Source organism: Oceanicella actignis (assembly GCF_008124525.1).
Taxonomy (GTDB): domain Bacteria; phylum Pseudomonadota; class Alphaproteobacteria; order Rhodobacterales; family Rhodobacteraceae; genus Oceanicella; species Oceanicella actignis.
Window position 1 is genome coordinate 1 of sequence record NZ_VNHJ01000010.1, and the last position, 11,543, is coordinate 11,543.

The 11,543-nt window shown below is 73.3% G+C and carries 9 protein-coding genes, 1 tRNA gene and 2 riboswitches; of the genes, 7 read left to right on the forward strand and 3 right to left on the reverse strand.

All coding sequences use genetic code 11. The features are described 5' to 3' along the window. On the forward strand, positions 1 to 308 hold a 308-nt coding region (locus tag LY05_RS12925; protein ID WP_148923434.1), incomplete at its 5' end, for a transposase. A 260-nt stretch (positions 309 to 568) separates the two neighbouring features. Here LY05_RS12925 and LY05_RS12930 read toward each other — a convergent pair. Continuing rightward, positions 569 to 643: transfer RNA gene (locus tag LY05_RS12930), tRNA-Gly, on the reverse strand. A 129-nt stretch (positions 644 to 772) separates the two neighbouring features. Between LY05_RS12930 and LY05_RS12935 the strand changes: the two genes are divergently transcribed. The 6 genes from LY05_RS12935 to gcvP all read left to right on the forward strand — a co-directional run bounded on the left by LY05_RS12935 (position 773) and on the right by gcvP (position 9,782). Beyond that, on the forward strand, positions 773 to 2,143 hold the full coding sequence (locus tag LY05_RS12935; RefSeq protein WP_148923435.1) for a bifunctional enoyl-CoA hydratase/phosphate acetyltransferase: 1,371 nt from the start codon (positions 773 to 775) through the stop codon (positions 2,141 to 2,143). Between the two features lie 402 nt (positions 2,144 to 2,545). Beyond that, the gene (locus tag LY05_RS12940; protein WP_148923436.1) at positions 2,546 to 4,072 is read left to right on the forward strand and encodes an acyl--CoA ligase; all 1,527 of its coding nucleotides are present in this window, start codon (positions 2,546 to 2,548) and stop codon (positions 4,070 to 4,072) included. A 22-nt stretch (positions 4,073 to 4,094) separates the two neighbouring features. Then, positions 4,095 to 5,081 (forward strand): 2-dehydropantoate 2-reductase, encoded by a 987-nt coding sequence (locus LY05_RS12945; protein ID WP_148923493.1) that lies wholly within the window; start codon positions 4,095 to 4,097, stop codon positions 5,079 to 5,081. Between the two features lie 47 nt (positions 5,082 to 5,128). Beyond that, positions 5,129 to 5,217: riboswitch (glycine riboswitch) on the forward strand. Further along, positions 5,218 to 5,294, forward strand: a riboswitch (glycine riboswitch). Between the two features lie 86 nt (positions 5,295 to 5,380). Continuing rightward, positions 5,381 to 6,538 (forward strand): glycine cleavage system aminomethyltransferase GcvT, encoded by a 1,158-nt coding sequence (gene gcvT / locus LY05_RS12950; protein ID WP_148923437.1) that lies wholly within the window; start codon positions 5,381 to 5,383, stop codon positions 6,536 to 6,538. Between the two features lie 12 nt (positions 6,539 to 6,550). Beyond that, a complete protein-coding gene (gene gcvH, locus LY05_RS12955) occupies positions 6,551 to 6,907 on the forward strand; it encodes a glycine cleavage system protein GcvH (protein WP_148923494.1) in 357 nt (118 codons plus the stop codon). Between the two features lie 13 nt (positions 6,908 to 6,920). Further along, a complete protein-coding gene (gcvP, locus tag LY05_RS12960; RefSeq protein ID WP_148923438.1) occupies positions 6,921 to 9,782 on the forward strand; it encodes an aminomethyl-transferring glycine dehydrogenase in 2,862 nt (953 codons plus the stop codon). Between the two features lie 731 nt (positions 9,783 to 10,513). Here the strand turns inward: gcvP and LY05_RS12965 are convergent. Continuing rightward, entirely contained in the window at positions 10,514 to 11,080 is a 567-nt protein-coding gene (locus LY05_RS12965) for a very short patch repair endonuclease (RefSeq protein ID WP_148923439.1), read from the reverse strand. A 57-nt stretch (positions 11,081 to 11,137) separates the two neighbouring features. Then, positions 11,138 to 11,263: a hemin uptake protein HemP gene (gene hemP / locus LY05_RS15440; RefSeq protein ID WP_072747953.1), complete on the reverse strand. Its 126-nt coding sequence runs from the start codon at positions 11,261 to 11,263 to the stop codon at positions 11,138 to 11,140. Positions 11,264 to 11,543: the final 280 nt, after the last annotated feature.

Consider the following 11,543-nt stretch of genomic DNA (forward strand, 5'->3'; position numbering starts at 1 on the left):
CCTGGCCCTGGTTGCGGCATGTCTTCGCCGACGGCGGCCATGCCGGTCCGAAGCTGCGCGACGCCATGAAGGGCCACGGCGACTGGGACATCGAGATCATCAAACGGTCCGACACAGCATCGGGTTTCGAGGCGCTGCCGCGCCGATGGGTCATCGAGAGAACATTCGCCTGGCTGGGCCGCTCGCGCCGCCTCGCCAAGGATTGGGAGGCGACGACCGCAAGCTCCGAGGCATGGCTGCTGATCGCCCATATCCGCATTCTTGTCAGACGCTTGGCTCGATACCACGCACCACCGGTCGAATTATGAGTCGGGCTCTTAGGCGATAGGTTTATTCTGAGCCGAAATATCCGGTTTTAACACCGCCCTTCCGAACATACCCGGAGCATTTAACCGGAGAACATGATAAGCGTTTGATTTTTATAGAAAGTTCAAAAGGCTAATATCAAGTCATTCCGGGCGCACCACCTTCCCGGACATTGCCTTCGAGATCGCGGCGCGCATGATCGCCGCGCACGGCCTTTCGCGCGCTGCGCGGCGGCGATGCGATGTCGGAAGGGAAGGGAGAGTGGAGCGGGCGATCGGGATCGAACCGACGACATTCAGCTTGGGAAGCTGACGTTCTACCACTGAACTACGCCCGCGTCTGGGGCTTCGGATAGCGCCCCGCGCGCCCCTCGTCAAGGGGGCGCCGCGCCGCGCTGGCGCCGGGCGCGGCGGCGTGTATGCTGCGCCCGCGCCGCGCCCGGCGCGCCCTGGCCATGGGAGCCGACATGCGAGAGAATCGCACCTTCGAAGAGCTTGAGGTCGGCGAGAGCGCCGTCATCGAGCGCCTTTGCCGCGACGAGGATCTGATCGTCTACGCCAACGCCTCGGGCGACCACAATCCGCTCGGCCTGCCCGACGAGGACGGCGACGGCGACGGCGCGCCCGAGGCGCTGGCCCCGGCGATGTGGGTGGCCTCGGTCATCTCGGCGGTGGTCGGCAACATCCTGCCGGGGCCGGGCTCGCAGGTTCTGGCCGCGCGGCTGCGCTTCGCCGAGCGCCTGGCCGCCGGGCGCACCCTGCGCGTCGAGTTGCGCGTGGCGGGCAAGCGCGAGGGCGGCGTCGTGCTCTTGCACGCCCGCGCCGAGCGCGACGACGGCGCGCCGCTGGCCGAGGGCGAGATCGAGGCGCTGGCCCCCGCGCGCAAGATGCGCTTCGACGACGCCCATGTGCCGGGGCTGACGGTGCAGCGGCACCTGCATTTCCGCCGTTTGCTCGAGGCGGCCGAGGGGCTCGAGCCGCTGAGCGTCGCGGTCGCCGCCGCGGAATCGCCCGAGGCGCTCGAGGGCGCGCTGGCCGCCATGCGGCGGGGGCTTATCCGGCCGATCCTGACCGGCCGGCCCGAGCGCGTGGCCGGCGCCGCCCAGGCGCTGGGCGAAGACGTTTCCGCCATCGAGCTGATCGCCGCCCAGGACGAGGACGACGCAGCCCGCCGCGCCGTCGCGCTTGTGCGCGAGGGGCGCGCGCGGGCGCTGATGAAGGGGCATCTGCACACCGACGCGCTGCTGCGCGCGGCGCTTGATCGCGAGCGCGGGCTGCGCGCGGGGCGGCGGCTGAGCCATGTGTTCGTGATGGACGTGCCCGGGCTCGACCGGCTGCTGGCGGTGACGGATGCGGCGGTGAACATCGCGCCGGACCTGGCGCAAAAGCGCGACATCCTTCAGAACGCGGTCGATCTGATGCGCGCCCTCGGGGTCGAGACGCCGCGCGCGGCGGCGCTCTCGGCCGTCGAGACGGTCAACCCCGCGATGGCCTCAAGCGTCGAGGCGGCGGCGCTGGCCAAGATGGCCGAGCGCGGCCAGATCCGCGGCGCGCTGGTCGATGGTCCGCTGGCCATGGACAACGCGGTGGATCTGAGCGCGGCGCGCACCAAGGGGATCGGCGGCGAGGTGGCCGGGCGCGCCGACATCCTGCTGGCGCCCGATCTGGAATCGGCCAACATGGCGGCCAAGGAGCTGACCTTTCTTGCGCACGCCTCGGCGGCGGGGGTGGTGGTGGGCGCGGCGGCGCCGATCATCCTGACCAGCCGCGCGGATGACGAGATGTCCCGCCTGGTCTCGTGCGCGGCGGCGGCGCTGGCGGCGCGGGCCATGGGCTAGGGCGGGGTCTGAGGGCCGCGCCCGGCGCGGCGGCCCGCGGCGCGGACCCTTGTCCAACCGGCTCGCGGCGGCGGGGCAAGGGGGCGGGGCGCCTGACTTGCAGCCGCGCCGGGCCGAGGGCGGCGGGGTCGGCAGAGGTGGGGCGCGATCGGCGCGTCGGGGCGCGGCGCAGGGGGCGCCGCGGGGCCGGGGCGGCGGCGCGCCGCGTGCTGCCTGGCGTGCCAGGGACCGCGGCCGCCACGTGCTCGTGGCCCCCTGCGGGGTCGAGACCGGGGCGGGGGCGCTCGGCTTGCCGGGACGGGGTTCCGGCAGGCGGAAACGGGTCTCGTTTTGCGTGGCGTCCGGGGGCGCGCGGGCCTAATCCTTGCCCCGAGATCCGCGCCCTTGCCGCAAGGAGTCCCCATGTCCGAGACCATCGAAGCGCTGCTCGCTCCGCATCCCGACCAGGCCCCCGCGCTCGAGGCGCCGGGGCGCGCGCCGCTGAGCCATGGCGCGCTGCGCGCGCTGACCGCGCGGGTGCGCGACTCGCTGCGCCGCGCCGGGATCGGGCGCGGCGACCGGGTGGCGATCGTGCTGCCCAACGGCCCCGAGATGGCCGCCGCCTTCCTGACCGTGGCGCAAGGCGCGACCACCGCGCCGCTCAACCCGGCCTACAAGGCCGAGGAGTTCGACTTCTACCTGAGCGACCTCGACGCCAAGGCCATCATCCTGGCCGAGGACGAGAGCGGCCCCGCCCTGACGGCCGCGCGCGCCCGCGGGGTCGGGGTGATCCGCCTGCGCCCGGGCGCGGCGGCGGGCGATTTCGAGCTGATCCCCGAGGGCGGCCCGTTCGGCCAGGCCGACCCGGCCGCGCCGGGCCCCGAGGACGTGGCGCTGGTGCTGCACACCTCGGGCACCACCTCGCGGCCCAAGATCGTGCCGCTGACGCAGGCCAATCTGGCCGCCTCGGCGCGCAACATCGGCCAGGCCCTGGCGCTGGGCCCGCAGGACCGCTGCCTGAACGTGATGCCGCTGTTCCACATCCACGGGCTGGTGGCGGCGACGCTGGCCTCGGTGGCGGCGGGCGGGGCGACGTGGTGCGCGCCGGGCTTCGACGCGCTGCGCTTCTTCGGCTGGCTGGCGCAGGCGGACCCGACATGGTTCACCGCCGTGCCGACCATGCACCAGGCGATCCTGGCGCGCGCGCCGCGCAACGCCGAGATCATCGCGCGCGCGCGGCTGCGGCTGATCCGCTCGAGCTCGGCCTCGTTGCCGCCGCAGGTGATGGAGGCGCTCGAGCGCACCTTCGGCTGCCCGGTGATCGAAAGCTACGGCATGACCGAGGCGGCGCATCAGATGTGCTCGAACCCGCTTCCGCCGCGCGCGCGCAAGGCCGGCTCGGTGGGCGTGGCCGCCGGCCCGCTGGTGCGCACCGCGCACGAGACCGAGAACCGCCTTCTGCCCGACGGCGAGACGGGCGAGGTGGTGATCTCGGGGCCCAACGTCACCCCCGGCTACGAGGCCAACCCCGAGGCGAACGCCAAGGCCTTCTTCGAGGCCGAGGGTCGGCGCTGGTTCCGCACGGGCGATCAGGGGCGCTTCGACGAGGAGGGCTATCTGCGCATCACCGGCCGCCTGAAGGAGATCATCAACCGCGGCGGCGAGAAGATCAGCCCGCTCGAGGTGGACGAGGCGCTGATGGACCATCCGGCGGTGCAGCAGGTGGTGACCTTCGCCATCCCGCACCCCAGGCTGGGCGAAGAGGTGGGCGCCGCCGTGGTGCTGCGCGAGGGGGCCGAGGCGGACGAGGCCGAGCTGCGCGACTTCGCGCGCCGGCGGCTGGCCGATTTCAAGTGCCCGCGCCGCATCGTCATCCTGCCAGAGATCCCCAAGGGCGCCACGGGCAAGCTTCAGCGCATCGGCCTGGCGCAGAAGCTGGGCCTGGCCTGAGGAGGCGGCGATGGGCGATCCGATCAAGATCTGCATCTTCGGCGCCGGCGCCATCGGCGGCTTCATGGGCGCGCGCCTGGCCGCCGATCCCGAGGCGACGGGGGCCGATGTTTCGCTTGTGGCCCGCGGCCCGCACCTTGCCGCCATCCGCGAGAAGGGCCTGACGCTGATCGAGCAGGAGCGCGAGCTGAACGTGCGCGTGCGCGCCACCGACGATCCGTCCGAGCTGGGGCCGCAGGATTATGTGGTGCTGACGCTCAAGGCGCACTCGGCGCCGGCGGTGGTCGACGCCATGCAGCCGCTGCTGGGGCCCGACACCGCGGTCGTGACCGGGGTGAACGGCGTGCCGTGGTGGTATTTCCACCGCTTCGGCGGCCCGCTCGAGGGAACGCGGCTGCAAAGCGTGGACCCGGGCGGGCGCCAGTGGGAGGGCATCGGCCCCGAGCGCGCGATCGGTTGCGTGGTCTACCCCGCCGCCGAGATCGCCGCCCCCGGCGTGGTGCGCCATGTCGAGGGCTGGCGCTTCACGCTGGGCGAGCCCTCGGGCGAGCGTTCCGAGCGCGCGCTGCGCCTGTCGCGGGCGCTGACGGCGGCGGGCTTCAAGGCGCCGGTGCGCCCGCGCATCCGCGACGAGATCTGGGTCAAGCTGTGGGGGAACCTGTCCTTCAACCCCATCTCGGCGCTGACGCTGGCGACGCTGGACGCGATCTGCGCCGATCCGGGAACGCGGGCCGTGGCGCGCAGCATGATGCTCGAGGCGCAGCGCATCGCCGAGAAGCTGGGCGTGAAGTTCCCCATCGACGTGGACCGGCGCATCGAGGGCGCGGCGGCGGTGGGGGCGCATCGGACCTCGATGCTGCAGGATCTCGAGGCCGGGCGGCCGATGGAGATCGACGCGCTGGTCACCGCCGTGCAGGAGCTGGGGCGCCTGGTGGACGAGCCGACGCCGACCATCGACGTGGTGCACGCGCTGATCTGCCTGCGCGCGCGCGTCGCGGGCCTGCGCTGAGCGCGCGCCGAGGCGCTTGCGCGGCGCCGGGGCGCGGGCTATCCTGACCGCGCCCGCTGGGAGAGATCGGACCGCGTCCGGCGCCGAAGGAGCAACCGCCCCGGAAACTCTCAGGCAAAAGGACCGGCGGGCCATGGTGACCGACTCTGGAGAGTGGCGCGCGGCGCCCGCCGAAGGGATAGCGATCTCAGGCGAAAGGACAGAGGGGGCGTCGGCGCGCGCGGCTTGACCGCGCGTTGAACGACGCCGGAACCATGCGGCCGTGCCGCCGTTTCCGGCGTGATGGCACGGAGGGCCGCATGACGGACGAAACCCGCACCCCCGGCGACGAGGCGCCGCTGCGCACGCCGCTTCACGACCTGCATCTGGCGCTGGGCGGCAAGATGGTCGCCTTCGCCGGCTACGCCCTGCCGGTGCAATATCCGGCCGGCGTGCTCAAGGAACACCTGCACACCCGCGCCGCGGCAAGCCTGTTCGACGTCAGCCATATGGGCCAGATCGCGATCCGCGCGGCCTCGGGGCTGTGGGAGGACGCGGCGCTGGCGCTCGAGACCGTCACCTGCGCCGACGTGCTGGGCCTTGCGCCGGGGCGCCAGCGCTACGGGCTGTTCACCAACGAGAATGGCGGCATCCTCGACGACTTCATGTTCGCGCGCGAGGGCGACGCGCTGGCGCTGGTGGTCAACGGCGCGTGCAAGGCGGCGGACCTGGCGCATCTGCGCGCGCGCCTCGACGGCGCCGCCTCGGTGCGGATGATCGAGGATCGCGCGCTTCTGGCGCTGCAGGGGCCCATGGCCGAAGCCGCGCTGGCCGCCCTGGGCGCGCCGGTGGGGACGATGCGCTTCATGGATGCGCGGCGCATGACCATTCTCGGCGCCGACTGCTTCGTCACGCGCTCGGGCTACACGGGCGAGGACGGGTTCGAGATCTCGGTTCCCGCCGAGGCGGCGCGCGCGCTGGCCGAGGCGCTGCTCGACCACGAGGCGGTCGAGCCCGCCGGCCTTGGCGCGCGCGACAGCCTGCGCCTCGAGGCGGGGCTTTGCCTGTATGGCGCCGACATCGACGAAACCACCACCCCCGTCGAGGCCGATCTGGCCTGGTCGATCCAGAAGACCCGCCGCGCCGGCGGCGCGCGGCAGGGCGGCTTTCCCGGCGCCGAGGTCATCCTGCGCCAGCTGATCGAGGGCGCGCCGCGCCGCCGCGTCGGCCTGCGTCCCGAGGGGCGCGCGCCCGTGCGCGCGGGCGCGCCGCTCTTCGCCGACGAGGACGCCGCCGCCCCCGTCGGGCACGTCACCTCGGGCGGCTTCTCGCCCACGCTCCAGGCGCCGGCGGCGATGGGCTACGTGCCCGCCGCGCTGGCCGAGCCGGGCCGGCGCCTGTTCGCCGAGCTGCGCGGGCGCCGCGTGCCGGCGCTGGTCGCGCCCCTTCCCTTCGTTCCCACCTCCTACAAGCGCTGAGGTTCCCCGATGATCCGTTTCACCGAAGACCACGAATGGCTCGAGCTCGACGGCGACGTCGTCACCGTCGGCATCACCGAGCACGCCGCCGAGCAGCTGGGCGACATCGTCTTCATCGAGCTGCCCGAGGTGGGCCAGAAGATCGCGCCGGGCGACGAGGTGGTCACGATCGAATCCGTCAAGGCCGCGTCGGACATCGCCGCCCCGCTCGAGGGCGTGGTGACCGAGATCAACGAGAAAATCGTCGAGAACCCCGCCCTGGTGAACGAGGACCCCATGAACGCCTGGTTCTTCCGCATGAAGGCCGACGATCCCTCGGCGATCGAGGAGTTCATGGACGAGGACGCCTACAAGGACATGATCGCCTGAGGAGGGCGCGCCGATGACCGCCCGCAGCCAGTCCCGCCCCTTCACCGACTACGACCCCTACGACTTCGCCAACCGGCGCCATATCGGCCCCTCGCCGGCCGAGATGGAGGCCATGCTCGAGGCCGTGGGCGCGCCCAGCCTGGACGCGCTGATCGACCAGACGGTGCCGCGCTCGATCCGCCAGGAAGAGCCGCTCGACTGGGGCCCGGCCCTGTCCGAGCGCGACGTGATCTTCCGCCTGCGCGAGGTGGCGGCGCGCAACAAGCCGCTGACCTCGCTGATCGGCATGGGCTATCACGGCACGGTGACGCCGCCGGTGATCCAGCGCAACATCCTCGAGAACCCGGCCTGGTATACCGCCTACACGCCCTACCAGCCCGAGATCAGCCAGGGCCGGCTCGAGGCGCTGCTCAACTTCCAGACCATGGTCGCCGACCTGACGGGGCTCGACGTGGCCAACGCCTCGCTTCTGGACGAGGCGACGGCCGCGGCCGAGGCCATGGCCCTTGCGCGGCGGGCGGGCAAGTCGCGCGCGGCGGCGTTCTTCGTGGACGCCGAGTGCCTGCCCCAGACGATCAACGTGGTGCGCACGCGCGCCGCGCCGCTGGGGATCGAGGTGATCGTCGGCGATCCCTTCCGCGACCTGAACCCCGAGGCCGTGTTCGGCGCGCTGTTCCAGAACCCCGGCGTGAACGGCGAGCTGCGCGACTTCTCCGATCCCATCGCCGCGCTGCACGAGCATGGCGCGCTGGCGGTGGTGGCGGCCGACATCCTCAGCCTGGCGCTGGTCAAGTCGCCGGGCGAGATGGGCGCCGACGTGGCCGTGGGCTCGACCCAGCGCTTCGGCGTGCCCATGGGCGCGGGCGGCCCGCACGCGGCCTACATGGCCGTGCGCGACGCGTGGAAGCGCGCCATGCCCGGCCGCATCGTCGGCGTGTCGGTCGATGCGCGCGGCAACCGCGCCTATCGCCTGGCGCTGCAGACGCGCGAGCAGCACATCCGCCGCGAGAAGGCGACCTCGAACGTGTGCACCGCCCAGGCGCTGCTGGCGGTGATGGCGTCGATGTATGCGGTCTTTCACGGCCCCGAGGGCATCAAGGCCATCGCGCAGGACGTGCACATGAAGGCCGCGCGCCTTGCGGCGGGGCTCGAGCGCGGCGGCTTCGAGACCGCGCCGCGCGCCTTCTTCGACACGGTGGTCGTGCGCGTCGGCCCGCTTCAGGGCGTGGTCATGCGCGCCGCCCTGGCCGAGGGGATCAACCTGCGCCGCGTCGGCGACGACCGCATCGCCATCGCCATGGACGAGGTCGCGCGCCCCGAAACGGTCGAGGCCGTCTGGCGCGCCTTCGGCCTCGATCTGCGCTGGGACGAGGTCGAGGCCGCCCCGCGCCTGCCCGAGGCGCTGCAGCGCCGCACGCCCTATCTGACCCACCCGGTCTTTCACATGAACCGGGCCGAGGCCGAGATGACGCGCTACATGCGCCGCCTGGCCGACCGGGACCTGGCGCTGGACCGGGCCATGATCCCGCTGGGCTCGTGCACCATGAAGCTCAACGCCACGGCCGAGATGCTGGCGCTCAGCTGGCCCGAGTTCTCGTCGCTGCATCCCTACGCCCCGGCCGATCAGCTGGAAGGCTACCGGATCATGGTCGAGGACCTGTCGCGCAAGCTGTGCGCGATCACCGGCTACGACGCCATGTCCATGCAGCCCAATTCGGGCGCGCAGGGCGAGTATGCGGGGCTTCTGACCATCCGCGCCTATCACCGCGCCCGCGGCGAAGAGGGGCGCAACGTCTGCCTCATTCCCACCTCGGCGCACGGCACCAACCCGGCCTCGGCGCAGATGGCGGGGATGAAGGTGGTGGCCGTCAAGGCCGCGGCCAACGGCGACATCGATCTCGAGGACTTCCGCGCCAAGGCCGAGAAGCACGCGCATGAGCTGGCCGCCTGCATGATCACCTATCCCTCGACCCATGGCGTGTTCGAGGAGACGGTGCGCGAGGTGTGCCGCATCACGCACGAGCATGGCGGGCAGGTCTACATGGACGGCGCCAACCTCAACGCCATGGTCGGGCTGGCGCGTCCGGGCGACATCGGATCGGATGTCAGCCATCTGAACCTGCACAAGACCTTCGCCATTCCCCATGGCGGCGGCGGCCCCGGCATGGGGCCGATCGGGGTCAAGGCGCATCTGGCGCCCTTCCTGCCGGGCGACCCGCTGGCGGGCGAGGGGGCGGTGTCGGCCGCGCCCTGGGGCTCGGCGTCGATCCTGGCCATCTCGTGGGCCTATTGCCTGCTGATGGGCGGGGCGGGGCTGACGCAGGCGACCAAGGTCGCCATCCTCAACGCCAACTACATCGCCAGCCGCCTGAAGGGGGCGTATGAGGTGCTCTACAAGGGGCCGGGCGGGCGCGTGGCACATGAGTGCATCCTGGACCTGCGCCCGCTCGAGAAATCCGCCGGCGTCACCGTCGAGGACGTGGCCAAGCGTCTGATCGACAACGGCTTCCACGCGCCGACCATGAGCTGGCCCGTGCCGGGCACGCTGATGATCGAGCCCACCGAGAGCGAGCCCAAGGCCGAGCTCGACCGCTTCGTCGCCGCCATGCTGGCGATCCGCGACGAGATCCGCGCCATAGAGGAGGGGCGCATGGACCGCGAGGACAACCCCCTCAAGCGCGCGCCGCACACGGTCGAGGATCTGGTCGGCGAGTGGAACCGCCCCTATTCGCGCGAGCAGGCCTGCTTCCCCCCCGGCGCCTTCCGGGTGGACAAGTATTGGCCCCCGGTCAATCGCGTGGACAACGCCTATGGCGACCGCCATCTGGTGTGCACCTGCCCGCCGATGGAGGCCTATTCCGACGCGGCCGAGTAGCCGCCGCCGCGCCCCGGCGCCCGCCGCGCCGGGGCGTTTTCGTCGCGGACGGGACGGCCCCGGAGCCGCCGCAAGGGGCGCCCGGCCCGCTGCGCCGGGAACGGTCCGCGTGCAGCGAAGGGGCGCCATGACCGCCGACGCCTTGCGCCGGCGCGATCGGGGCCGGGCGCCGCGCTCCGGCCCCCGCGGCGCCGGGCGTTCGGGCGGGTCCGGCCTCGGCCCGGGGCCGGGCGTCCGTGGCGGGTCTGGCCTCGAGCCAACCGGGGCCGGGCGTCAAGGGCGCGGCGGCCGCTTCGAGCCAACCGGGGCCGGGCGTTCAGGGCGGCGCCGGTTTCGGGCCGGGCGGCGCGAAGGGAAGGGATTGCGCCGCGCCCCGGGCTCGGGGGCGATCCAGGCGCCGCTTGCGGTCGATCGGCTGGGGTTGGTTCGAGGCGGCGCATCGCCGGGGCCGGCATGGTTTCGGCGCCATCGGCGGGCTCTGCGGTCTGTCGCGGACCCTTGCCGGCGCGGGCGCGCGTCAGGCGCGGCAACCCCGGCGGTGGGGCTGCGTCCATGCCGCTTTGTCTTCCCGCCGCCGTCTTCGCGTTCCCGATCGTTGCGGCTCGGACGGCGACGGCGCCCCGGTCCGCCTTTCCGCGTTGCGACGCCTCAGGGACCTGCGCCCGTGTCGGGCCCGAACGGCCGCGCGCAGCGGCGGCCGCCGCGCGCGGTCGGCCGGCGTCGCCTGGCCCTCAGCTCTGGCGCCGGGATGCGGGCGGCGCGGCGCCCGGCTCGACGTCCGATCCGGCGCCCGACCCGGGTCCGGGCTCGGGGCCGCCGTCCGGGGCCGTCGCGGCTGCAGGCGGGGGAAGCTCCAGCGTCGGGGGCGCGTCGGCGCGCAGCCAGGCGGCCAGCGCGCGCGCCGTCGCGTCGATGCGCGCGCGCGTCAGGGCGCATTCCCACACCACCGCCACGCGCCAGCCCGCCGCGCGCAGAGCCGCCTGGGCGGCCTGGTCGCGCGCCTGGTTGCGGGCGAATTTCGGCAGCCAGTAGTCCCGGCGCGAGGCGGGCGTGCTGGCGCGCGGGCAGCCCGCATGCCGGTGCCAGAAGCAGCCATGCACGAACACGGCCGCCCGCCGTCCGGCGAAGACGAGATCCGGGCGCCCCGGCAGCGCGCCGCCCGCCGCCGCGCCATGCAGCCGGTAGCGCAGGCCCAGCCGGTGCAGCGCGCGGCGCAGCGCCAGCTCGGGGCTGGTGTCGCGCGCCTTCACCCGCGCCATCGTGCGCGAGCGCGTCGCCCTGTCATGCACGTCCGCCATGGGCCCTCGTTCGGGACGGCGGGCCCGGCCCGGCGGGGGGCCGGGCGGGCGCGTCGCTCATTTCGTAAGGATCAGCTTGCCCTGGCGCGTGATGCGCAGATTGTAGATCATGCCGTCAAGCTCGATTTCGGCTTCGCGTCCGCCGCGGGTGAGAACGCGCGCAGCATGACGTGGCCGCGTCAGCGCGCCGGGCGGGTCTCCCGCCGCGGCGCCCGGCTCGTCGGCCGTGCGGATGACGGCATGGAAGGCGCGGGGGTCCTGATGGCGGCTCATGCCGGTGTCTCCTGCGCTTCGGCGGCGCGGCCGACGGGGGTTGGATTCGCTGGCAACGCCCGGTTCGGGCGCGCGCAGGGGCGGTGCGGATCGGGGGTGGTCATTCCGTCTCTCCTTGCATGGGGCGCGTCCGGGCGTTGCGGCGGGGCGGTGAGGTGGGCCGCGGCTGGGACGGGCTATTTCTGACAAA